Annotated in this window: 19 protein-coding genes, 1 tRNA gene and 1 pseudogene; 10 read left to right on the top strand and 11 right to left on the bottom strand. The window is 74.1% G+C overall.

Annotated elements, in window-relative coordinates; all coding sequences use genetic code 11:
- Window positions 1-123 precede the first annotated feature (123 nt).
- A complete protein-coding gene (locus AC07D6_RS17540; RefSeq protein WP_479045208.1) occupies window positions 124-1,527 on the bottom strand; it encodes a GntP family permease in 1,404 nt (467 codons plus the stop codon).
- Between the two features lie 99 nt (window positions 1,528-1,626).
- A complete protein-coding gene (locus AC07D6_RS17535; protein WP_479045205.1) occupies window positions 1,627-2,136 on the bottom strand; it encodes a gluconokinase in 510 nt (169 codons plus the stop codon).
- A gap of 151 nt (window positions 2,137-2,287) precedes the next feature.
- On the opposite strand from AC07D6_RS17535, the pseudogene AC07D6_RS17530 reads away from it, so the two are divergent.
- Window positions 2,288-2,986, top strand: a pseudogene (locus AC07D6_RS17530) (FadR/GntR family transcriptional regulator); the annotation flags it as partial.
- Window positions 2,987-3,342: 356 nt separating this feature from the next.
- On the top strand, window positions 3,343-4,806 hold the full coding sequence (locus AC07D6_RS17525) for an amino acid permease (RefSeq protein ID WP_479045202.1): 1,464 nt from the start codon (window positions 3,343-3,345) through the stop codon (window positions 4,804-4,806).
- Between the two features lie 12 nt (window positions 4,807-4,818).
- Here AC07D6_RS17525 and AC07D6_RS17520 read toward each other — a convergent pair whose 3' ends face one another.
- The 3 genes from AC07D6_RS17520 to xylB form a co-directional block, all read right to left on the bottom strand.
- Window positions 4,819-5,745 (bottom strand): pseudouridine synthase, encoded by a 927-nt coding sequence (locus AC07D6_RS17520; RefSeq protein WP_479045199.1) that lies wholly within the window; start codon window positions 5,743-5,745, stop codon window positions 4,819-4,821.
- A gap of 183 nt (window positions 5,746-5,928) precedes the next feature.
- Window positions 5,929-8,202, bottom strand: coding sequence for an alpha-xylosidase (gene yicI / locus AC07D6_RS17515; RefSeq protein WP_479045196.1), 2,274 nt, complete (start codon window positions 8,200-8,202; stop codon window positions 5,929-5,931).
- A complete protein-coding gene (gene xylB / locus AC07D6_RS17510; protein WP_479045194.1) occupies window positions 8,199-9,659 on the bottom strand; it encodes a xylulokinase in 1,461 nt (486 codons plus the stop codon). The genes yicI and xylB overlap by 4 nt, the downstream gene beginning before the upstream one ends.
- A 127-nt stretch (window positions 9,660-9,786) precedes the next feature.
- Here xylB and xylA point away from each other — a divergent pair, with 127 nt between their 5' ends.
- Entirely contained in the window at window positions 9,787-10,956 is a 1,170-nt protein-coding gene (gene xylA / locus AC07D6_RS17505; protein ID WP_315881635.1) for a xylose isomerase, read from the top strand.
- A 43-nt stretch (window positions 10,957-10,999) separates the two neighbouring features.
- On the opposite strand, the gene AC07D6_RS17500 is transcribed toward xylA, so the two are convergent.
- Both AC07D6_RS17500 and AC07D6_RS17495 read right to left on the bottom strand, forming a co-directional pair.
- Window positions 11,000-12,253, bottom strand: coding sequence for an ROK family protein (locus AC07D6_RS17500; protein WP_479045192.1), 1,254 nt, complete (start codon window positions 12,251-12,253; stop codon window positions 11,000-11,002).
- Window positions 12,254-12,311: 58 nt separating this feature from the next.
- Window positions 12,312-12,399, bottom strand: a tRNA-Leu gene (locus tag AC07D6_RS17495).
- Between the two features lie 171 nt (window positions 12,400-12,570).
- On the opposite strand from AC07D6_RS17495, the gene AC07D6_RS17490 reads away from it, so the two are divergent.
- The 3 genes from AC07D6_RS17490 to AC07D6_RS17480 all read left to right on the top strand — a co-directional run bounded on the left by AC07D6_RS17490 (window position 12,571) and on the right by AC07D6_RS17480 (window position 15,197).
- On the top strand, window positions 12,571-13,905 hold the full coding sequence (locus AC07D6_RS17490) for a M20/M25/M40 family metallo-hydrolase (protein ID WP_479045190.1): 1,335 nt from the start codon (window positions 12,571-12,573) through the stop codon (window positions 13,903-13,905).
- A gap of 153 nt (window positions 13,906-14,058) precedes the next feature.
- Complete coding sequence (gene chpH / locus AC07D6_RS17485) at window positions 14,059-14,292, top strand: chaplin ChpH (RefSeq protein WP_315881632.1); 234 nt, start codon at window positions 14,059-14,061, stop codon at window positions 14,290-14,292.
- Between the two features lie 149 nt (window positions 14,293-14,441).
- Entirely contained in the window at window positions 14,442-15,197 is a 756-nt protein-coding gene (locus AC07D6_RS17480; RefSeq protein WP_479045188.1) for a chaplin, read from the top strand.
- 85 nt (window positions 15,198-15,282) lie between these two features.
- Here the strand turns inward: AC07D6_RS17480 and AC07D6_RS17475 are convergent, their stop codons facing one another.
- On the bottom strand, window positions 15,283-15,471 hold the full coding sequence (locus tag AC07D6_RS17475) for a DUF5703 family protein (protein ID WP_005319466.1): 189 nt from the start codon (window positions 15,469-15,471) through the stop codon (window positions 15,283-15,285).
- 47 nt (window positions 15,472-15,518) lie between these two features.
- On the opposite strand from AC07D6_RS17475, the gene AC07D6_RS17470 reads away from it, so the two are divergent.
- Window positions 15,519-16,181 (top strand): hypothetical protein, encoded by a 663-nt coding sequence (locus AC07D6_RS17470; protein WP_479045185.1) that lies wholly within the window; start codon window positions 15,519-15,521, stop codon window positions 16,179-16,181.
- Window positions 16,182-16,279: 98 nt separating this feature from the next.
- Here the strand turns inward: AC07D6_RS17470 and AC07D6_RS17465 are convergent, their stop codons facing one another.
- Together AC07D6_RS17465 and AC07D6_RS17460 are read right to left on the bottom strand one after the other, a co-directional pair.
- Window positions 16,280-18,496 (bottom strand): ATP-dependent DNA helicase, encoded by a 2,217-nt coding sequence (locus AC07D6_RS17465; RefSeq protein WP_479045182.1) that lies wholly within the window; start codon window positions 18,494-18,496, stop codon window positions 16,280-16,282.
- On the bottom strand, window positions 18,493-19,482 hold the full coding sequence (locus AC07D6_RS17460; RefSeq protein WP_315881685.1) for an aldo/keto reductase: 990 nt from the start codon (window positions 19,480-19,482) through the stop codon (window positions 18,493-18,495). Before AC07D6_RS17460 ends, AC07D6_RS17465 begins: the two co-directional genes overlap by 4 nt.
- 139 nt (window positions 19,483-19,621) lie before the next feature.
- Here AC07D6_RS17460 and AC07D6_RS17455 point away from each other — a divergent pair, with 139 nt between their 5' ends.
- Both AC07D6_RS17455 and AC07D6_RS17450 read left to right on the top strand, forming a co-directional pair.
- Window positions 19,622-20,674, top strand: a complete 1,053-nt coding sequence (locus tag AC07D6_RS17455; protein ID WP_315881684.1) for an LLM class F420-dependent oxidoreductase — start codon at window positions 19,622-19,624, stop codon at window positions 20,672-20,674.
- A 228-nt stretch (window positions 20,675-20,902) separates the two neighbouring features.
- The gene (locus tag AC07D6_RS17450) at window positions 20,903-21,688 is read left to right on the top strand and encodes a ferritin-like domain-containing protein (protein ID WP_479045178.1); all 786 of its coding nucleotides are present in this window, start codon (window positions 20,903-20,905) and stop codon (window positions 21,686-21,688) included.
- Between the two features lie 30 nt (window positions 21,689-21,718).
- Here the strand turns inward: AC07D6_RS17450 and corA are convergent, their stop codons facing one another.
- Window positions 21,719-22,711 (bottom strand): magnesium/cobalt transporter CorA, encoded by a 993-nt coding sequence (gene corA / locus AC07D6_RS17445; protein ID WP_315881687.1) that lies wholly within the window; start codon window positions 22,709-22,711, stop codon window positions 21,719-21,721.
- Between the two features lie 53 nt (window positions 22,712-22,764).
- Here corA and AC07D6_RS17440 point away from each other — a divergent pair, with 53 nt between their 5' ends.
- A complete protein-coding gene (locus tag AC07D6_RS17440; protein ID WP_315881682.1) occupies window positions 22,765-23,457 on the top strand; it encodes a histidine phosphatase family protein in 693 nt (230 codons plus the stop codon).
- Window positions 23,458-23,496 lie beyond the last annotated feature (39 nt).

Below are 23,496 nucleotides of genomic sequence, written 5' to 3'. Positions count from 1 at the left end.
GCGCTGGCGTTGGTGGTTTGTGACTGTGTTCGCATATTGCTACTCAGATACACTGTTCGTCGGGCGGGACCGGACGCTCTTCCGATCCGGCCCGGCCCCGCGCCGCCGCCGGCCTCCGGCCGGCTACACCACCAGGGACAGCAGCAGCACGCACGCGATCCCGACGACCGAGATGATCGTCTCCATCACCGACCACGTCTTGACCGTCTGGCCGACGTCCATGCCGAAGTACTCCTTCACCAGCCAGAAACCGGCGTCGTTGACGTGGCTGAAGAACAGCGAACCGGCGCCTATCGCCAGCACCAGCAGCGCCGCGTGGGAGGCCGACATGTCGGCGGCCAGCGGCGCGACCAGGCCGGCCGCCGAGATCGTCGCCACGGTCGCGGAGCCCGTCGCGAGGCGGATGGCCACCGCGATCAGCCAGCCGAGCAGCAGGCCCGGGATCGCCCAGTCCTCCGACAGGTCGAGGATCACGCGGCCCACGCCGATGTCGATGAGCGTCGTCTTGAAGCCGCCGCCCGCACCGACGATCAGCAGCACGCCCGCGATCGGCGCCAGCGACTTCTCCACGGTGGTGGAGATCCGCTCCTTGGTGAACCCGGCCGCCCGCCCCAGCGTGAACAGCCCCACGAGCACGGCCGCGAGCAGCGCGATCAGCGGCGAGCCGATGATGTCCGTGACCCGCTGGACACCGTGGTCGGGGTCGTCCACGACGATGTCGACCAGCGCCTTCACCATCATCAGGGCGACGGGCAGCATCACCGTCGCGACGGTGGCGCCGAAGCCGGGCCGCTTCTCCGGCCCGCCGTCCTGCGCGGTCCGCTGCGGCAGCATGCCGTCGGGCGCGGGGATGTCGACCCAGCGGGCGGCGTACCGGGAGAACAGCGGCCCGGCGACGACCACGGTCGGTACGGCGACGACCAGGCCCAGCGCGAGCGTGATGCCCAGGTCCGCGCCGAGGGCGTCGATCGCGACGAGCGGGCCGGGGTGCGGCGGGATCAGCCCGTGCATCACGGACAGGCCGGCCAGCGCCGGGACGCCGATCCGCATCAGCGAGTAGCCTCCGCGCCTGGCGACCATCAGCACGACGGGGATCAGCAGCACGATGCCGACCTCGAAGAACAGCGGCAGCCCGATCACCGAGGCGATCAGCACCATCGCCCACGGCATGGCCCGGCCGCCCGCGCGCGCCAGGATCGTGTCGACGATCCGGTCGGCACCGCCCGAGTCCGCGAGGAGCTTGCCGAGGATCGCGCCCAGCGCGACGAGCACGCCGACCCCGGCGACCGTCGACCCGAGGCCGCCGGTGAACGAGGCGAGGGTCTTGTCGAGCGGGGCGCCCGCGAGGACGCCCAGCGCCAGCGACCCGATGGTCAGGGCGAGGAAGGCGTGCAGTCTGAACCGGGTGATGAGGACGACGATGAGGGCGATGCCGGCGAGCACGGCGACGCCCAGCCGCGCGTCGCCCGCCGAGGTGATCGGTTCGGCGGCGTCCGCTGCCAGCATCTCGACGCTGAGTCTGGTCACGGTGAGTCCTTGGGGGAGGGGGATCGGGATCAGGAGGGAGAAGGGGTCAGGGGGAAGGGGGCCGGGAGGAGATCCGGGGCGCGGCGGGGGAGCCGCCGTTCACCCGCCGAGCCGCCGCAGCGCGGCCACGGCCCGGCCGGTGATCTCCTCCGGCGTACCGGACACGTCGACGGCGACCCCCGCCTCGTCGTCGCCGAGCGGCTGGAGCGCCGCGAACTGCGAGTCGAGCAGCGCCGTGGGCATGAAGTGGCCGCGGCGCGCGGCCATCCGCCCCTCGATCAGCGCCCGGTCACCGGTCAGGTGCAGGAACACCGCGCCGGGCGCGGCCATCCGCAACCGGTCCCGGTAGGACCGCTTCAGCGCCGAGCTGCTCACCACCCCGCCGAGCCCCGCGCGCTCTGCGGCCCACCGCCCGACCGCGTCGAGCCACGGCCACCGGTCCGCGTCGTCCAGCGGGACGCCGGCGGACATCTTGGCGATGTTCGCCTCGGGGTGGAAGTCGTCGCCCTCCGCGTAGGGCACGCCGAGCCGTTCGGCGACCAGCGGCCCGATGGTGGTCTTGCCGGTCCCGGCGACCCCCATGACCACGACGACCAGGGGTTTGTTCATGGCTGAGTGCCTCGCTGTCCAGGTCTGCGCTCGGAGACGCCGCGTGCGGCGTCGGGACACTGAAACCCATCGGGTACGACGTATTCAAGACCCTGTGACATAAAAGTCATACTTTTTGTTCGCGGTCTTCACCGGCGCATAGGCTTGCCCCATGACGACTCAGGCCCGGGGGCTCCATACGCGCGTGCTGGACGCCCTGGGCCTGGCGATCACGGCGGGGGAGTACCCGCCCGGCAGCGTCCTGCGCACCGACGACCTCGCCCAGCGCTTCGAGGTGTCCCGCACGGTCGTCCGCGAGGTGGTCCGCGTCCTGGAGTCCATGCACCTCGTCGCCTCGCGCCGGCGCGTCGGCGTGACCGTCCGCCCCACCGAGCAGTGGAACGTGTACGACCCCCAGGTCATCCGCTGGCGGCTCGCGGGCGCCGACCGCCCGCGCCAGCTCCGCTCGCTCACCGTCCTGCGCTCCGCGGTCGAACCGGTCGCCGCCGGCCTCGCCGCGCTGAACGCCACGCCCGAGCAGTGCCGCGCCCTCACCGAGGAGGCCCTCGGCATGGTCGCCACCTCCCGCGGCCGGCAACTGGAGGCGTACCTGGTGCACGACATCGCCTTCCACCGGGTGGTCCTCAACGCGTCCGGCAACGAGATGTTCGCCCGCCTCGGCGACGTCGTCGCCGAGGTCCTCACCGGCCGTACGCACCACCACGTCATGTTCGACGACCCCGACCCGGCCGCCGTCACCCTCCACGTCCAGGTCGCGGAGGCCGTACGGGAGCGGGACGCGGTCCGCGCGGAGGAGCTGACCCGGCAGATCGCCCTCGGCGCCCTCCGCGAGCTCGACGTCCTCGCGCCCCGCGCCGACCCGGCGCCCGACCGGATGCCCGATTCGGCGCCCGACCCGGCGCCCGACCCGGCGCCCGACCCGGCGCCCGGCCCGGGCCCCGGCGCCGGGCCGTCCCGCGCCGAGGCCCCGCGGCACCGCGCCGGGGCCGTGCCCTCCCACGCCGCACCCATGCCCCATACTGGCTCGTAACCTCAGATACACCTCAGATCTGTCGTTGTGCGCCCTCGTGGTGACACCGGCCACAGCCAACACCTGGTGCTGCTGTGACCGTGTGCCCCATGCCCGCCGCGGCGGTGGACCATCCCCTCCACCCGGCCCCAGGGCGGCGCACCGCACGATCCCCTCACAAAGGCGAACCACCCCCCATGAGCGACCGCACGCCGTCCGCGGGCACGACCCCGGGCGCCGGCTCCCCGGCGCGCCCGGCCGCCCCCCACGTCGACGCCGGTGACGCCGGCTACAGCAAGGACCTCAAGTCCCGGCACATCAACATGATCGCCATCGGCGGAGCGATCGGCACCGGCCTCTTCCTCGGCGCGGGCGGACGGCTCGCCGGCGCGGGCCCGTCCCTCGCCCTCGCGTACGCGGTCTGCGGCCTCTTCGCCTTCTTCGTCGTCCGCGCCCTCGGCGAGCTGGTCCTCTACCGCCCGTCCTCGGGCGCGTTCGTCAGCTACGCCCGCGAGTTCATGGGCGAGAAGGGCGCCTACACGGCCGGCTGGCTGTACTTCCTCAACTGGTCGACCACCGCCGTCGCGGACATCACCGCGGCCGCCACGTACGCCCACTTCTGGGCGATGTTCAGCGACGTCGACCAGTGGATCCTGGCGCTGATCGCCCTCGCCGTCGTCCTCACCGCGAACCTCATCTCGGTGAAGTACTTCGGCGAGATGGAGTTCTGGTTCGCCATCGTCAAGGTCGCCGCCCTGGTGGTCTTCATGGGCGTCGGCATCTTCCTCGTCGCCACCTCCCACGACGTCGGCGGCCACACCCCCGGCCTGCACACGCTCACCGACAACGGCGGCGTCTTCCCGCTCGGCATGCTCCCGCTGCTGCTGGTCGTCCAGGGCGTCGTCTTCGCGTACGCCTCCGTCGAGCTGTGCGGCGTCACCGCCGGCGAGACCCGCGACCCCGAGAAGGTCATGCCGCGGGCGATCAACTCGATCATGTGGCGCGTGGCCCTCTTCTACGTCGGCTCCGTCGTCCTGCTCGCCCTGCTCCTGCCGTACACCTCGTACTCGGCCGACGAGAGCCCCTTCGTCACCGTCTTCGACAAGCTCGGCGTGCCCGGCGCGGGCGGCGTGATGAACTTCGTCGTCCTCACCGCCGCGCTCTCCAGCCTCAACTCCGGCCTGTACTCCACCGGCCGCATCCTCCGCTCGATGGCGGTGGCCGGTTCGGCGCCGAAGTTCACCGCCCTGATGAACCGGGGCCAGGTGCCGTACGGCGGCATCCTCCTCACCGCCGCCTTCGGCGTCCTGGGCGTCGGCCTCAACTACGTCATGCCGGGCGAGGCGTTCGAGCTCGTCCTCAACTTCGCGTCGATCGGCATCCTCGGCACCTGGGGCATGATCATGATCTGCTCGCTGCTGTTCTGGCGGCGCGCCGAGGAGGGCAGGGTCGTCCGCCCGGCGTACCGGCTGCCGGGGGCCCCGTACACGCAGGTCGCCACCCTGCTGTTCCTCGTCTCGGTGCTGTTCCTGATGTGGTGGGGCGGCGGCGTCGGCCGGACCACCGTGGCCTGCCTCCCGCTGATCGCGGCGCTCCTGGTCGGCGGCTGGTTCGCCGTCCGCAAGCGGGTGCTGGCGCTCGCCGCCGAGCGGCGGGACTGACCCCCGTACGGCTCACCCGGGCCACGCGAGCCGCAGCCGGCTCTCGAACCGCACGGGCGAGCCGTCGAACGGGTCGGTGAACTCCAGGGCCCGCGCCAGCAGCCGCAGCGGGCGCCCGTAGTCCTCGGGCCCGTCCTCCCGGACCACCGGGTAGAGCGGGTCGTCGAGGATCGGCACCCCGAGCGCGTTCATGTGGACCCGCAACTGGTGGGTGCGGCCGGTCTCCGGGACCAGCCGGTACCGGGCCAGGCCGCCCCGCCGCTCCACCCGCTCGATCCGGCTCTCGCTGTTCGGCTCGGCGCCCGGCACCTCGTGGGCGGCGACGACCCCGCGCTCCTTGACGATGTGGCTGCGCACGGTCACCGGCCCCGCCGGCCCCGGCTCGTACGGCGCCAGCGCCTCGTACTCCTTGCGCACCCGCCGGTCGCGGAAGAGCGTCTGGTACGCGCCCCGGTCCTCCGGCCGCACGACGAACAGCACGAGCCCCGCGGTCAGCCGGTCCAGCCGGTGCGCGGGCTGCAGGTGCGGCAGCCCCAGGTCCCGCCGCAGCCGGGCGAGCGCCGTCTCCGCCACGTGGCGGCCGCGCGGGGTCGTCGCCAGGAAGTGCGGCTTGTCCGCGACGACGATCCGCTCGTCGCGGTGGACGATCCCCACCTCGAACGGCACCCGCTCCTCGGGCGGGAGCTCCCGGTGGAACCACAGGCTCCGCCCGGCGGCGTACGGCTCGTCACCCGCCACGGGCCGCCCGTCGGCCCCGACGAACGCCCCCTCGGCGAGCATGGCGTCCACCCGCGCGGCTCCGATGGCCCGCGCGTACCGATCGACGAGGTGGTCCCGCAGGGTCGCCCAGTGCCCGGCGGGCAACCGCACCCGCACGGCGTCGACCCCGCCGCGCTGCTCCAACGGCCCAACAACCCCACGTGCACTCCGACGCCCCACACCCCCACGCTAACCGACGCCGCCCGCGCCCCCGCCACGGGCGGCCTCCCCGCGGCCCCGCCCCACGGCCGGCCGCACCCCCCGTGGGGCGGCGGCGCACCCGCGCGGGGCGACCGGCCCGTGCGGGCGCGGGGCCACCGGGCCACCGGCCCGCAGGCACAGGGGGGCCACCGGCCCGTGCGGTCACGGGGCGGGGACGACGACCTCCCCGGTCCCCCGCGCGGCCCCGGCGCCCACCACCCGCACCCGGAACTCCCGCTCCGTCCCGTGGGCCACCACCCGCACGGCCCCGCCGTCCTCCCGCGCCACGGAGAACCGTCCCGCCTCCGCCCCGGAGTGGTCCGGCACCACGACCGTCGCCCCGTCGGCGTCCGGCTGGACCAGCAGGGTCAGGCCGTCCAACCAGTCCCCGTCCGGCCGCTGGTCGTCCGCCCCGAGCGGCAGCACGGCCCCGGGCCGCACGTACAGCGGCAGGCTGTCGAAGCCGTGCTGCTCCCGCCGCCACACCGGCCCGGTCACCCGCTCCCCGGTCAGCAGGTGCGTCCAGGTGCCCTCCGGCACGTAGAACTCGACCTCCCCGTCCGCCGAGAACACCGGCGCCACCAGCAGGTCGGGACCGAGCATGTACTGCCGGTCCAGCGTCCGGCACCCGGGGTCGTCGGGGAACTCCACCAGCATGGGCCGCATCAGCGGCACGCCCGTCCGGTGGGCCTCCACGGCCGCCCCGTACAGGTACGGCATCAGCCGGTGCTTCAGCTCGGTGAACTGCCGGGCCACGTCCACCGCCTCGTCGCCGAACTCCCACGGCACCCGGTACGACATGTTCCCGTGCAGCCTGCTGTGCGACGACAGCAGACCGAACGCCAGCCACCGCTTGAACACCGACGGCTCCGGCGTCCCCTCGAACCCGCCGATGTCGTGGCTCCAGAACCCGAACCCGGACAGGCTCAGCGACAGCCCGCCGCGCAGCGACTCCGCCATCGCCTCGAACGACGCGAAGCAGTCGCCGCCCCAGTGGACGGGGAACTGCTGCCCGCCCGCCGTCGCCGACCGCGCGAACAGCACCGCCTCGCCGTGCCCGCGCTCCTTCTCCAGGAGCTCGAACACGCACTGGTTGTACAGGTGGGTGTAGTAGTTGTGCATCCGCTCCGGGTCGGAGCCGTCGTGCCACACGACGTCCGTCGGGACGCGCTCCCCGAAGTCCGTCTTGAAGCAGTCGACGCCCTGGTCCAGCAGCACCTTCAGCTTCCCCTGGAACCAGGCCCGCGCCGCCGGGTTGGTGAAGTCGACCAGCGCCATCCCGGCCTGCCACAGGTCCCACTGCCAGACGTCGCCGTTCGGGCGCCTCACCAGGTACCCGAGTGCCGCGCCCTCCGCGAAGAGGGTGGACTTCTGCCCGATGTACGGGTTGATCCACATGCTGACGCGCAGCCCGCGCTCCTTGAGCCGGGCCAGCATGCCCTCCGGGTCGGGGAAGGTCTCCGGGTCCCACTGGAAGTCCGACCACTGGTACTCGCGCATCCAGAAGCAGTCGAAGTGGAACACCGACAGCGGGATGTTCCGCTCCGCCATCCCGTCGACGAACGACGTGACGGTCTCCTCGTCGTACGAGGTGCAGAACGACGTCGTCAGCCACAGCCCGAACGACCAGGCCGGCGGCAGCGCGGGCCGCCCGGTCAGCGCCGTGTACCGGGAGAGGACCTCCTTCGGCGTCGGCCCGGCGACGACGTAGTACTCCAGCGTCTGGTCCTCGACGCTGAACTGCACCTGCCCGACCGACTCGGAGCCGATCTCGTACGACACCTTCCCCGGGTGGTTGACGAAGACGCCGTACCCCCGCGACGACAGGTGGAACGGGACGTTCTTGTACGCCTGCTCGCTGCTCGTGCCGCCGTCGGCCTGCCAGATGTCGACGGTCTGGCCGTTCTTCACGTACGGCGTGAACCGCTCGCCCAGCCCGTAGACGTTCTCGCCCACGGCCAGCGCGAGCTGCGCCACCATGTGGTGCGCCCCGTCCGCGTCCAGGACGAACGCGGTGCCCTTCGACTCGACCCCGGTGAGCCGCCGCCCGTCCGCGTCCAGGAACGTCAGGCCCCACGGCCCGTCCCGGTCCAGCCGCACGGTCAGCGGCCCGCTGGTCAGCTCGGTCACGGAGCCGTCCCGCCGGGTGCGGGCGAAGTTCCCGCCGCCGGTGTCGGCGCCGGGCAGCGCGAACTCGGGCCCGCGGTGGGCCCTGCCCGCGTGGTGGGTGGTGCGGACGCCGATCACGCCCTCGGCGGGGGAGAAGCACTCCACGGTGAGGAGCGGCGAGTTGAGCGTGTGACCCCGGTGCTCGACCCGCTTGACCGCCGCGTAGGCGGTGAAGTGGTCGTCGCTGACGTGCAGATCGCGCACCTCGGTCGCGTACGCGGCGCGAACGCCGTCACGCATCAGCCAGAAGCCGTCGGTGAACTTCATCGATGTCCCTGTGTGGTGAGGAGAGCGGTTGCCCGATCGAGTACGGAGGCGATCCGGTCCAGGGTTTCACGGTCCGGCGCGACGGGCGGCAGCGTCTCGCCCTCGCCGGTCCGCCACCCGGCCGCGACGGCCACGGGGTCGTCCCCGCCGGCGGCGCCCGCCGCCAGCGCGGCGGCGCCGACGGCGACGAGCTCGGTGGTGCGGGGGAGGACGACGGTCCGCCCGGAGAGCCGGCGGACCGTCTCCACCCAGGTGCGCCCGCGGGCGCCGCCGCCGACGAGCCGCAGCGGCGCGTCGCCGCCGGCCCCGCCCGGCAGCTCGCCCAGGGCGCGCAGCAGCGCGAACACGGCGCCCTCGTAGGCGGCGCCGAGCAACTGCTGCGGGGTGGTGGTGTGGCGCAGCCCGGTCAACAGCCCGGACGCGCCGGGCAGGTCGGGGGTGCGCTCCCCGTCGAGGTACGGCAGGACGACGGCCTCGCCGCCGGGCGCGGCGTCCTCCCGGTCCAGGCCCAGCAGCGCGGCGACCCGGTCGACGGCGAGGGTGCAGTTGAGCGTGCAGCCGAGCGGCAGGTACGTGCCGTGGCCGTCCGCGGCGGCGAACCCGGCGAGCGCGGCGGTCGCGGGCCGGACCCGCGTCGCCGCGAAGACGGTGCCGGACGTGCCGAGCGACACGGCCGGGTGGTCGAGCAGTCCGGCCGCCCCGAGGCCCAGCCCGACGGCGGCGGCCATGTTGTCGCCCGTACCGGCGGCGACGGCGACCCCGGCCGGCAGGCCGAGCGCCCCGGCCGCCGCCGCGGTGAGCGTGCCGACGCGCGCGCCGCCCGCGGGCGCGACCTCCGGCAGCAGGGCGGCGTCCAGTTCCAGCAGGTCGAGCAGTTCGGGGTCGTACGCCCCGGTCGCCGTGGAGTACCAGCACGTCCCGGAGGCGTCGCCCGGGTCGGTGGCGGCGGTCCCGGTCAGCCGCTCGGTGAGGAAGTCGTGGGGGAGGCGCACCGCGGCGGCCGCTTCGGCGACGCGCGGCTCGTTCTCGCGCAGCCAGCGCCACTTGGCGGCCGTCATGGACGCCACCGGTACGGAACCGGTGCGCTCCAGCCACGCCCGGGCGCCGAGCTCGGCGGTGAGGGCGGCGGCCTGGGGGGCGGAGCGCGTGTCGTTCCACAGCAGTGCGGGGCGCAGCGGCCGGCCGGCGCGGTCCAGGGCGACCAGCCCGTGCTGCTGCCCGGCCACCGCGATCCCGGTCACCGCACCGGGGTCGGCGCCGGCCTCCTTCAGCCCGGCGGCCACGGCCTCGGCGAGGGCGGCCCACCACTGTTCGGGGTCGCTCTCCCGGGCACCGCCCTCGCCGGTGACGGTGTGCGGGGCGCGGCCCACGGCCAGGAGCCGGCCCGTTGCGGCGTCCACGACGGCCGCCTTGGTGGACTGCGTCGAGCTGTCCACGCCGATGACTAGGGAGTCCATGTTTTGATCGTACACAAAACAAATTCCCTTCCAACAGGGTCGGTCGGGCGAGCCCACTTGGCGAAAGCTCCTGCGTAAGCTATTAGTAATCAAAGCAAACAAATACCCGAGCCGAGGGACCAGGACCATGTCGGAACGCTTCACCCCCACCCCCGAGGACAAGTTCACCTTCGGTCTGTGGACCGTGGGCTGGCAGGGCGCCGACCCGTTCGGCGCCGCGACCCGGCCGGCCCTCGACCCGGTCGAGTCCGTGGAGCGCCTCGCCGCCCTCGGCGCGTACGGCGTGACCTTCCACGACGACGACCTCATCCCGTTCGGCTCCTCCGACGCCGAGCGCGAGACGGCCGTCAAGCGGTTCCGCGAGGCCCTGGACCGCACCGGCATGAAGGTGCCGATGGCCACCACGAACCTGTTCACGCACCCCGTGTTCAAGGACGGCGCCTTCACCGCCAACGACCGCGACGTCCGCCGTTACGCCCTGCGCAAGACCCTCCGCAACATCGACCTCGCCGTCGAGCTGGGCGCGACCGTCTACGTGGCCTGGGGCGGCCGGGAGGGCGCCGAGTCGGGCGCCGCCAAGGACGTCCGCGTCGCCCTCGACCGGATGAAGGAGGCGTTCGACCTGCTCGGCCAGTACGTCACCGAGCAGGGCTACGACCTCCGCTTCGCCATCGAGCCCAAGCCCAACGAGCCGCGCGGCGACATCCTGCTGCCCACCATCGGCCACGCCCTCGCCTTCATCGAGCGCCTGGAGCGCCCCGAGCTCGTCGGCGTCAACCCGGAGACGGGCCACGAGCAGATGGCCGGCCTCAACTTCCCCCACGGCATCGCCCAGGCCCTGTGGGCGGGCAAGCTGTTCCACATCGACCTCAACGGCCAGTCCGGCATCAAGTACGACCAGGACTTCCGCTTCGGCGCCGGCGACCTGCGCCAGGCGTTCTGGCTGGTCGACCTCCTGGAGACCGCCGGCTACGAGGGCCCCCGCCACTTCGACTTCAAGCCCGTGCGCACCGACGGCTTCGACGGGGTGTGGGAGTCCGCGAAGAACTGCATGCGCAACTACCTGGTCCTCAAGGAGCGCGCCGCCGCCTTCCGCGCCGACCCGGAGGTCCGCGAGGCCCTGACGGCGTCCCGCCTCCACGAACTGGCCCTGCCCACCGCCGAGGACGGCCTGGCGTCCCTCCTCGCGGACAAGACCGCCTACGAGGAGTTCGACCCCGCGGCGGCGGCCGAGCGCTCCATGGCCTTCGAGCGCCTCGACCAGCTGGCCCTGGACCACCTGCTCGCCGTCCGCTGACCCGCGGCCCCACCGGGGGCGGCGCCCGACCGGGGCGCCGCCCCTACGGCGTGCCCACGCGCTCCGCGTACCCCGCCGGATCGGCGATCACGTCCCGCACGACCAGCGCGGCGGCCCCCCGCGCCGCGTCCCCCGAGGACGACGCCCCCCGCAGCCGCCCGCCCCCCGCGACCCACAGCCCGGACACCACCCGGCGCCCCAGCTCCGCGTCCACGGACGGCCCCAGCCACGGCATCAGCCCCCGGTACACGCCCCCCAGCACCACCGCGTCCGGGTCCAGCAGGTTCACCGCTCCGGACAGGACCAGCCCCAGCATCCGCCCGGCCCGCTCCAGCGCCCCCACCGCCCGCGCGTCACCGGCGGCGGCGCGCCGCTCCAGCTCGGCCACCCCGGGCCCGTCCGTGTCCCCCGCGATGCCCGCGCCCCGCAGCAGCGCGGCCTGCCCGGCGTACTGCTCCAGGCAGCCCCGCGACCCGCACCGGCACTCCGGGCCGTCCGCGTCCGCCACCGCGTGCCCGATCTCCCCGGCGAACCCGTGCGCCCCGCGCAGCAGTTCGCCGTCGACGACGAGGGCCCCGCCCACGCCGATCTCCCCGGACAGGTACAGGAAGCTCCGCGCCCGCCCCCCGGCGCCGTCGCCCTCGCCGAACCACAGCTCGGCCAGCGCCGCCGCGTTTGCCTCGTTGTCGGAGCCGACCGGCAGCGCCCGCAGCCCGGGCCGCAGCGTCCCGAGCGCCTCCCCGAACAGGTCCTCCGCCGCCACCCGGTTCCAGCCCAGGTTCGGCGCCTGCCGCACGGTGCCGCCGGACACGAGGCCCGGCAGGGCCAGCCGCACGCCCGCCGGGCGCAGCTCCTGCTCGGCGGCCGACTCCAGCGTGCGGGCCGCGATCCGCGCCGCCCGCTCCAGCACCTCGCCAGGCGGTACGTCCCGGTTGTCCAGGTGCTCCGTGAGCCGCACCCGATCAGTTCCGGCCAGATCGACGACGCACACCGACACGTAATCGATGTTGATCTCCACACCGAGTCCGGCGGGCCCGGTCCGCGCCACCCGCAGCGCCGTCCCGGGCCGCCCCGCCAGACCGCTGAACGTCTTGCCCGACTCGTTCAGGAAGCCCCCGATCAGCAGCTGTTCGACCAGCGACGACACCGCCGCGCGGGTCAGCCCCACGCGCGCCGCCACCGCGGCCCGCGTGGCCTCGCCCTCGTCGTGCACGGCCCGCAGCACCAGGCTGAGGTTGTGCCGCCGCACGGTGGCTTTGTCGGCCTTGGGCTCCAGCGGATCCAGTGTGTTCTTCATCGCCTCTCGCAGCAGCCGCCCAACAGCAGAAAGACCCCAGGTGAACTGGGGTCTTCGCTGGTGTCCGAGGGGGGACTTGAACCCCCACGCCCGATAAAGGGCACTAGCACCTCAAGCTAGCGCGTCTGCCATTCCGCCACCCGGACAAGGTGTCTGTCTCGCGGCCCTGGGCCGTTCCGACGTGGAAAACCATAGCAAACATTCGGCGTGCCCGATCACGCCCCCGCCCCCGGTGATCCCCTTGGGTCCGGGGCCCCCTCGGTAGCAGGATGGCGCCGTACCAGCCACACCGACAGCACGACGCGGAAGGAACCAGCGTGAGCGAGTCGAATCCGGCCAGGACCGGTCCGGGGGCCAGCGCCGAGAGCGAGGTCGTCGACCTCTGCAGCGAGCTCATCCGTATCGACACCAGCAACTACGGCGACCACTCCGGCCCCGGCGAGCGGGGCGCCGCCGAGTACATCGCCGAGAAGCTCGCGGAGGTGGGGCTGGAGCCCCGGATCCTCGAGTCGCACAAGGGCCGCGCCTCGACGGTGGCCAGGATCGCGGGCGAGGATCCCTCGCGCCCGGCCCTGCTCATCCACGGCCACACCGACGTGGTCCCGGCCAACGCCGCCGACTGGACGTACGACCCGTTCTCCGGCGAGGTCGCCGACGGCTGCGTCTGGGGCCGGGGCGCGGTCGACATGAAGGACATGGACGCGATGACCCTCGCGGTCGTCCGCGACCGGATGCGCGCCGGCCGCAAGCCGCCCCGCGACATCGTCCTGGCGTTCCTCGCCGACGAGGAGGCCGGCGGCACGTACGGCGCCCGCTACCTCGTCGACAAGCACCCGGAGCTCTTCGAGGGCGTCACGGAGGCGATCGGCGAGGTCGGCGGCTTCTCCCTCACCGTGAACGAGAAGCTGCGCCTGTACCTCGTCGAGACGGCGCAGAAGGGCATGCACTGGATGCGCCTCACCGTCGAGGGCACCGCCGGGCACGGCTCCATGACCAACGACGACAACGCCATCACGGAGCTGTGCGAGGCCGTGGGCCGCCTCGGCCGCCACCAGTGGCCGATCAGGGTCACCAAGACCGTGCGGTCCTTCCTCGACGAGCTGTCCGACGCGCTCGGCACCCCGCTCGACCCGGACGACATGGACGGCACGCTGGAGAAGCTGGGCGGCATCGCCAAGATGGTCGGCGCCACGCTCCGCAACTCCGCGGCCCCCACGATGCTCGGCGCCGGGTACAAGGTGAACGTCATCCCCGGCCAGGCCACGGCCCACGTCGACGGAAGGTTTCTGCCCGGGTACGAGGAGGAGTTCCTCGCCGACCTCGACCGGCTCCTCGGGCCGCGCGTGAAGCGCGAGGACGTCCATGCCGACAAGGCGCTGGAGACCAGCTTCGACGGCGCCCTCGTCGACGCCATGCAGACGGCGCTGCGGGCCGAGGACCCGATCGCCCGCGCCGTGCCGTACATGCTCTCCGGCGGCACCGACGCCAAGTCCTTCGACGACCTCGGCATCCGCTGCTTCGGCTTCTCCCCGCTCCAGCTGCCGCCGGACCTGGACTTCGCCGGGATGTTCCACGGCGTGGACGAGCGGGTGCCGGTGGACGGCCTGAAGTTCGGCGTGCGGGTCCTGGACCGCTTCATCGACGCGAGCTGAAAGTCGGCTGAACCGACCCTCCAATAATCGCCCACGTGTGCACATCCGACCGGAACGGGTGAACGGGGTCGTCGCCTCGTAGCCCGTTTCCCTCCTTCTCGTTACAGGTGATGCGGTCCGCGGCTGGGACCGCATTGCCAACTAGGAGGAAGAATGATCAAGAAGGTTGTCGCCACTGCGGCCGCCACCGGGGGTCTGGTGCTGGCCGGCGCGGGCATGGCCGTCGCGGACGCGGGTGCCAACGGGGCGGCCGTCGGCTCCCCGGGCGTCCTCTCGGGCAACGTGGTCCAGGTTCCGATCCACATCCCGATCAACGTCTGCGGCAACACCGTCGACATCATCGGGCTGCTGAACCCCGCCTTCGGCAACGTTTGCATCAACGACTGAGCTGTCACCTGACGCTGAGTCCCGACCCCCGGAGGGTCGGAGCCCGGCCGGCCTCGGAGCGCGCGCCACGCGCTCCGAGGCCGGTGGGCATTCGGCTTCCGCGCGAGGTGCGCGGGGGCAATCGGAAGCCAAGAAGGCAGGAACAAGCTATGCGACAGGTCACGCGCAAGGGGCTGACCATCGTGGCGGCGGCGGGCGGTGTGCTCGCCCTCGGCGGCTACGCCCACGCGTCCACGGGCGCCGGTGCGAACGGCGCCGCGGTCAACTCCCCGGGGGTCGCGTCCGGCAACAACGTGCAGGCGCCGGTCAGCGTGCCGGTGAACGCGTGCGGCAACACCGTCGACGTCGTCGGCGTGCTCAACCCGACGTTCGGCAACAAGTGCGTCAACGAGTCCAGCGGCGCGCAGGCGAAGGGCTCGGCCTCCAACTCGCCGGGGGTCGCGTCCGGCAACAACGTGCAGGCGCCGGTCAGCGTGCCGGTGAACGCGTGCGGCAACAGCGTGAACGCGGTCGGTGCCCTGAACCCGTCGTTCGGCAACGGCTGCGGCAACGTCGCGACGCCGGACCACCCGGGCAACCCCGGGAAGCCGGACGAGCCCGGGAAGCCGGGCAACCCCGGGAAGCCGGACAACCCCGGGAAGCCCGGCGACCCGGGTGACTCCGGCTCCTCGGGCAAGCCCGACAACCCCGGTTCCTCGGGCAAGCCCGACACCCCGGACGAGCCCGGTGAGCCCACCACCCCGAACGGGTCGAACACCCCTGCCCCGCAGGGCGGCACCCCGTCGAAGGACGACGGCGAGCTCGCCGAGACCGGCGCCTCCGCGCTCGGCCTGCTGGTCCCGGCCGGCGCCGCCGCGCTCCTCGGCGGCACGATCCTCTACCGCCGTACCCGCCAGGCCGCGTAAGCGCAGCGCACCCGGTCGTGCACGGGGCGGAGCGGGCCCGCGGTCCCGCGGCGCCCGCTCCGCCCCGTTCCCCACTCCTCGCCCCTCACCAGGTGGCGCGCACCTGGCGGATGATGCGCCGCCTCAGCCGCACCCGACGACTCCCGTCCCGGTGCAGGCTGAGCCGGTCCAACTCCCAGTGCCCGTACTCGGCGTGGTCGGTCAGCAGCCGCGTCGCCTCCTTCCGGGAGACCCCTCGCGGCACGTACACATCGACAAATTCGTATTCCGGCATCGCATCTATTGTGCGGGCACGGCCCGGGTACGGATAGCGTCTGCGGTATGTCTGATGCTGCGCAGCCCACCGCTGCCGAGGTACGCGCCGCCGCCGAGGCGGTCAAAGCCGCACTGGACCGTCACCTGGCGGCGGTCGAGAACCGCACCGGTGACGACGACCCGGCGGTCTACGCCGCGTTCAACGACCTGGCCGCCGCGGCCGAGGCGTACGACGAGCGGCTCTACGACCGCTACGACGAGGTCACGCCCTTCGAGATCCCGGGCGTCGAGGACTCCCTGCCGCCGTACGCGGGGCCGGGGCAGCCTAACGCGCTGAGCGTACTGATCCGCCGCGACTACGCCGTGGCGGAACCCCAGCGGCTGCTCGCCCAGGCACAGCGCATCGCCGACGCCGAGCGCGACGACGAAGCGCCGGGGACGGCCGCGGCGGTCGGCTCCAGCGTCCACGCGGCGGTCGGCGTGCTGTTCGGCGAGTACGAACCGGACGAGATCGCCTCCCGCCACAAGGAGTTCGGCCTCGAAGAGGGCGACTCCACGCTGTGGGTGGCGGCGGCCGACGAACTGCCCGAACCGGGGGAGTGGCTCAGCACGCCCTTCGACCAGGCCGACCCGAGCCGTGTCATCTGCCGCTTCGACGTGAGCGCCGTCTTCGACGAGGACGAGCTCTACGAGGAGGACCCGAGCGGCAGGACCCACGAGCTGCCCTGACCCGTGCCCGCCCGGCGTGCCCGCCCCGCCGGGCGGGCACGCCGGGCACCGCCCCGCTTCCGCCGGGCACCGCCCCGCTTCCGCCGGGCACCGCCCCGCTACCCCTCCAGCGGCTCCGGAACGGCCTCCAGCAGGCCCCGCAGCCGCGTCACGCGCTCCTGGCCCGGCCCGGGCGTCCCGGTGACGGCCCGCGCCAGCGCCTGGTCCACGCCGTGGACGACCGACAGGTGCCGCTCGCCCCGGCCGAACGCCGTGTACACCCACGCCCGGCTCAGGCCGCCCGCCGCGTCCCCCGGCAGCACCACGACCGCCGCCGGCCAGCGCATCCCGGCCGCCTGGTGCGCGGTCAGCGCCCAGCCGTGCCGCACCACGGCCTCCACCCGGTCCTTCGGCACGACGACCCGCTCCGGCCGTCCCTCGCAGGCGAGGTGCAGCCCCTCCGCGTCCGCCGACACGACCCTGCCCTGCAGGGTGCGGCCCGGTGCCTCCGCGTACGCCACCCGGTCGCCCGGGTCGAAGCCGCCGAAACGGCCGGGGCCCGGGTTGAGCCGCTGCTTCAGCGCCGCGTTCAGCGCCCGCGTCCCCGCCGAGCCGCCATGGCCCACCGTGATCACCTGCGTCTGCTCCACCGGCACGCCCAGTGCCCTCGGCACGGAGTCCGCGACCAGTTGCACGGTCCGGTGCACGGCCTCGCCCGCGTCCCGCACCGGAACGATCACGACCTCCCGACCCGGCGCGTCCACCTGGAGCAGCTCACCCGCGCCGACCCCGGACACCAGCTCCCCGATCGGCCCCGGATCCGGTGTGCGGGACGCGACCTGCGGGCACACCCGCGCCGCCAGCAGGTCCCCGAAGACCCGGCCCGCACCCGCCGACGGCAGCACGTGCGGATCCCCGCTCAGCACCAGCCGGCAGCCGTCCGGTACGGACTCCACCAGCATCGCCGCCGCTTCCACGTCCAACTGCGGGGCGTCCAGCACCACCAGCAGGTCGAGGGCGAACGCCCCGTCCTCGTCCCGGCCCGGGCCGGCCGCGCCCGACAGCAGCGCCGCCACCGTGACGGCCCCCGCCCCGGGGCCGAGCCCGAGGCGGCCGTTCTCGCTGTGCACCGCGACGGCCGCGCGCAGCCCGAGGCCGCGTGCCGCCTCCGCCAGCGCGACCGGCTCGGCGCGCGCCGCCTCACCGCCCGTGTGCACCACCAGGCCCTGCGCGGCGACCGCCCGGGCCAGCTCCGGCGGGGCGGCCTTCGCCCAGCGCGGGTCGGGGCCGGAGCGGGCCAGCCGGGCCAGGCCGTCCGCGAGGCTCTCTTCGGCGAGGGCGTACCGGTCCAGCCCCAGCAGCACCGGGGACTTCCCGGCCCCCGCCTCGACGGCCTCCTCCGCCTCCTCCGCGTCCGCCTCCTCCTCGTCCTGGAAGACCAGTACGGCACCCTCCGCGACGGCGTGCCGGACGGCCTCGTCCGGGTCCGGCACGGACCGCTCGGCGAGCGCCGCCCGCACGGTCGCCGCGTCCAGCGCCGTGTGCCCCCGCAGCGCGGCGCGCTCCAGCAGCCAGCCCACGAGGGCGTCCGTCCGCCGCGCGTCCCCGGGCCCGCACTCCGCGCCGAGGAGGGCCCGCGCGAAGCCGTCCGCCTGCTCCGGCAGCACGCCCGGCACGGCCAGGAGCCGCCACGGGTCCTCGCGCAGCAGCTCACCGGCGGCGTCCCCGAGCACACCCGCGACCCGCACCGCCAGCCCCTCCGGCGCGCCGCCCGCGGCCAGCACGGCCCGCACGGCCGCCACCGCCTCCGGAGCCGCCACGCGCGGCCCCGCCGGCGCGGGCGGCCCGGTCCGCGGCGGCGCGACCGGCGGGGGAGCCGCCGCCCTCGGCGGCGCCACCGGAGCGGGGGAGTCCTCGAACACGACGGCCGGCTTCTCGCCGCTCTCCACGGCCCGTACCGCCGCCAGCAGGTCGGCGGCCCGCCCGCTCAGCTTGGCGCCGCTCGCGACCGGCCCGCCGCGCTCGGCCTTGCGCCGCTCGATCCGCTCCCGCAGCTCCCGCTGGGCCGCCAGCTCGGCCTCCGCCTCGGACACCTCCGCCCCGGCATCCTCCGTCCCGGAACTCTCCGCCTCAGAGCCTTCCGCCTCAGGGCCCTCCGCCTCGGAGACCTCCGTCCCGTCCGCTTCCGCCGTCGGCGCGCCGGTGCCCGACCCCGCCGCCTCCGCGTCGTCGGCGGGCGCGTCGTCCACGGCCGCCCGCTCCGGCAGGGCGGGCGCGTCGGGGGCGGTCTCGGCGGCCGGGGAGTCGGGGTTCTCCCCCCGGGGGTGCGCGGTCACAGCGTGCTCCAGTCCTGGTCGGGGTAGCGGTGCACGGGCGCCGACACGTCGTCCAGCGCCCGCCGGATCTCGTCAGGAAGACTAAGGCTCTCCACTGACAGCGCCGCCGTGAGCTGCCGCGCCGTCCGCGCGCCCACCACCGGGGCCGTCACGCCCGGCCGGTCCCGCACCCAGGCCAGCGCGACCTGGAGCGGCGTGACCGCCAGGCCGTCCGCCGCCGTCGTCACGGCGTCCACGACGCGCCGCGCCGACTCGTCCAGGTACGGCTCCACGAACGGCGCCATGTGCTCCGACGCGCCTCGCGAACCGGCCGGGACGCCGTCGCGGTACTTGCCGGTCAGCACGCCCCGGCCCAGCGGCGACGACGGCAGCAGGCCCACGCCCAGGTCCCGCGCGGCGGGCAGCACCTCGCGCTCCACGCCGCGCTGGAGCAGCGAGTACTCCATCTGCGTGCCGGCCAGCCGCGTCCGCGTGCCCGGCGCGGACAGCTGCCACGTCGCCGCCTTCGCCAACTGCCAGCCGCAGAAGTTGGCCACGCCCACGTACCGGGCCCGGCCGCTGGCCACCGCTATGTCGAGGGCCTGGAGCGTCTCCTCCAGCGGGGTCCACGGATCGTAGGCGTGCACCTGCCACAGGTCGACGTAGTCCGTGCCGAGCCGCGCCAGCGATGCGTCCAGCGCGGCCAGCAGGTGGCCGCGCGAACCGTCGAAGCGCCGCTCCGGGTCCGGGTCGGGCACGCTTCCGGCCTTCGTGGCGATCACCAGGTCGCGACGCGGCACCAGCCGCTCCGCCAACTGCCCCAGCAGGTACTCGGCCTCCCCACCGCCGTACACGTCCGCCGTGTCGACGAGGGTCCCGCCGGCCTCCCAGAACGCCTTCAACTGCTCGGCCGCCTCGTGCTCGTCCGTGTCCCGCCCCCACGTGAGGGTGCCCAGCCCGATCCGGGACACGCGCAGGCCGGTGCTGCCGAGATGCCTCTGCTCCATGGCCGCGAGATTACTGGCCGGACGCGCGGGCCAAGAGCCCCTGTGGACAACGCGCCCGGCAGGCCCACTGCCCTGGCGGCCACCCGCGCGCTAGAGTCCGCACACCACACACGTTACTGATCAGTAAAAGGGGAGCGGCATGCGACTCGGCATCAACCTCGGCTACTGGGGGGCGGGCATGGACGGCGACAACCTCGCCGTCGCCCAGGAGGCGGACCGCCTCGGCTACGACGTGTGCTGGGCCGCCGAGGCGTACGGCTCCGACGCGCCCACCGTCCTCGCCTGGGTCGCCGCCCGGACGGAGAGCATCGACGTTGGCTCCGCCATCATGCAGATCCCGGCGCGCCAGCCGGCCATGACCGCCATGACCGCCGCCACCCTCGACTCGCTGTCCGGCGGCCGGTTCCGCCTCGGCCTCGGCGTCTCGGGCCCGCAGGTGTCCGAGGGCTGGTACGGCGTCGCGTTCGACAAGCCGCTCGCCCGCACCCGCGAGTACGTCGAGATCGTCCGCAAGGCCATGGCGCGCGAGCGCCTCACGTACGACGGCGAGCACTGGACGCTCCCCCTGCCCGGCGGCCCCGGCAAGCCGATCAAGCTGACCGTCCACCCGCAGCGCGAGCACATCCCGCTGTACATCGCCGCCATCGGGCCCAAGAACCTCGAACAGACCGGTGAGATCGCCGACGGCGCGCTGCTGATCTTCCCGTCGGCCGCCCACCTGGAGGAGACGGCGCTGCGGCACATCCGCGCCGGGCGCGAGAAGGCCGGGCTCACCATGGACGGCTTCGACGTCTGCCCCACCGTCCCGCTCGCCGTCGGCGACGACGTCGGCGCCCTCGCCGACACGTTCCGCCCCTACACCGCCCTGTACGTCGGCGGAATGGGCAGCCGCGGGCAGAACTTCTACAACCGGCTCGCCCGGCGCATGGGGTACGAGAAGGAAGCCGCCGAGATCCAGGACCGGTACCTCTCCGGCGACAAGGACGGCGCCGCCGCGGCCGTACCGCACCAGTTGATCGACGACACGACGCTGCTCGGCCCCGTCGAGCGGATCGCGGACCGGATGCGGGCGTACGCGGAGGCCGGCGTCACCACCCTCACCGTGTCCCCCGCCGGCTTCACCCTCGACGAGCGGATCGCCGCCCTGCGCGCCGGCACCCGGGCGCTGGAGCACGCCGGCCTCGCCGACTGACCGCGCCCGGGCGGCCCCGCGGCCCCCGGGCAAGCCTGCGGCCGTGGTGGGGGCTCGGGGTCATCCCCGCCACGGCCGTCACGCAGCACAACGCGCCACCCGGCCGTCGGTTACGCACGGCGGCGGGCGGGTCCATCCGCTGCTCCGTTCGGCGCAGCGCGGGCGGCCGGTCGTTGCCTCGCCTCCCGCGCGGCAGTTGACTCGTGCCGACACGTGGAGGTGACAGCGATGCTCTCGGCCCGCAGCCTGTTCCAGGAGATCGTCGACAGCGACGAGGCCTACCAGCTGTTCTGCTCGATCGCGGCCAGCGGCGAGACCCAGGGCGGCTGGGAGAACGGCCGGATCGCCGCCCTGGTCCCGCCGTCCCTGAGCCACCTCGCGCCCAAGATCGCCCGGCACGGCGCCGACGAGGACAAGCACGGCCGCATCTTCAACGGGCTGCTGAAGAAGCGCGGACTCGCCCCGGTGCCCGTCCCGCCCGAGACCGACTACACGATCCTCCTCGAACGCTCCGGCATCGGCCTCGCCCACGAGAAGCTGCGCCGCGACGAGCCGCTCACCGAGTACGACATCGTCGTCTACCTCTCGCACAGCCGCGTCACCGAGCAGCGCGCCGCCGACCAGATGGAGATGCTCGTACGGCACTTCGGCGACCACCCGGAGATCGGCAAGGCCGTCCGGATGATCAGCGGCGACGAGGACAACCACCTCGCGTACTGCCACGAGGAACTGCTGCGCCTGGCCCGCGCCGGGCACGGCCGCACCATCCAGCGCACCCTGCGCGAGTGCGCCCTCACGGAGATCGCCGTCCACCGCGACGTGAGCCTCGCCGTCATGGACCACATGGGCCGCGTCCTGAAGTGGCCGCGCGCCAAGTCGGCCGTCCTGGCGGCGGGCATCCGCGCCGCGTACGCGTACGAGCGGGCCGGTGGCTGGCGGCGCATGGTCACCCTCTCCCCGCCCGGGCTCCGCGACGCCCTCGGCGGCCCCGCCGAGACCGCGTCCGTCCTGTGACGCGGCGCCCGGCCGCCGCGGGCGGGCGCGTCACAGCCAGCCGCGCCGTTTGAACAGCCGGTACAGGCCGGCCACCGCGACCGCCATCAGCCCCAGCACCGCCGGGTACCCCCACACCCACCCCAGCTCCGGCATGTGCGTGAAGTTCATCCCGTACACGCCCGCGACCATCGTCGGCACCGCCGCCATCGCCGCCCAGGCGGAGATCTTCCGCATGTCGTCGTTCTGCCGCACGCCCATCTGCGCCAGGTGCGCGGACAGGATGTCCGACAGGAGCCGGTCCAGCCCCTCCACCTGCTCCCCGGCCCGGGTCAGGTGGTCGCCGACGTCCCGGAAGAACGGCCGCGCGGCCTCGTGCACGTACGGCACGCCCGCCCCCGCCAGCCGCTCCATCGGCCCGCCCAGCGGGCCCGTCGCGCGCCGGAACTCCAGCACCTGCCGCTTGAACTGGTAGATCCGCGATGCCGTGTTCTTCGCGTCGCTCCCCGCCGGCTGGAAGACCTCCGCCTCCAGCTCCTCCAGGTCCAACTGGAGCTCGGCGGCGACCTCCAGGTAGTGGTCGACCACGGCGTCGCTCACCGCGTGCAGCACCGACGTCGGGCCCTGCCGCAGCATGTCCGGCTCCGCCTCCAGCCGCCGCCGCACCTCCCCCAGCGGGGACCCCTCGCCGTGCCGGACCGTCACCACGAACGAGTCGCCCATGAACACCATCAGCTCGCCCGTGGAGACCGTGTCGCTCTCCGGCTCGTACATCACCGGCTTCAGGACCAGGAACAGCGAGTCGTCGTACACCTCCAGCTTCGGCCGCTGGTGCGCCTTCAGGGCGTCCTCCACGGCCAGCGGGTGCAGCCCGAACTCGGCCGACACCCGGTCGAACTCCTCGGCGGTCGGCTCGTGCAGCCCGATCCACAGGAACGCGTCGACGGCGTCCCGCGCCTCCTCCAGGGCGCTGCTGACGTCGGAGGGGCCCTGGCGGCGGCCCCCGTCCCGGTAGATGGCACAGTCCACGATCACGGCGCGTATTCTTCCCCGGGCCGCCGTCCCCACTCCTCCTCCGCGGCCCTACCCTTGCCGTCATGGCGACGTTGATCCTCGTACGGCACGGCCGGTCCACCGCGAACACCGCCGGCGTCCTCGCGGGCCGCACCCCCGGTGTCACCCTCGACGAACGCGGCGCCGCCCAGGCCGCCGCGCTGCCGGGGCGGCTCGCCGGGGTCCCGCTGGCCCTGGCCGTCAGCAGCCCCCTCCAGCGCTGCCGCGAGACCCTCGCGCCCCTCCTCGACGCCCGCCCCGGTCTGGCCCTCCACACCGAGGAGCGGATCAACGAGTGCGACTACGGCGACTGGTCCGGCCGCAAGCTGGCGGAGCTCACCGACGAGCCGCTCATGGACGTCGTCCAGCACCACCCGTCCGCCGCCGCCTTCCCCGGCGGCGAGTCCATGCGGGCCATGCAGGCCCGCGCCGTCGACGCCGTACGGGACTGGAACGCGCGGGTGGCGGCCGGCCACGGCGACGACGCCGCGTACGTGATGTGCTCGCACGGCGACATCATCAAGGCGCTCGTCGCGGACGCCCTCGGCCTCCACCTCGACCTCTTCCAGCGCCTCCACGTCGACCCGTGCTCGGTCACCGCGATCCGCTACACCCGTACCCGGCCGTTCCTGATCCGCCTCGGCGACACGGGTGACTTCGGCGGCCTCGTCCCCCGCGACGGCGACGGCGACGGCGGTGCGGCCGCGCAGGTCGGCGGCGGCGCGGGCGCACCGTGATCGCTCCGCACAGTAGGGTGGACGCGCTGCCGAGACGGC

It is taken from the genome of Streptomyces sp. NPDC045287, from assembly GCF_056432325.1.
Note: the sequence above shows the minus strand (reverse complement) of the source record. Positions and strands in the feature narration are given on the sequence as shown.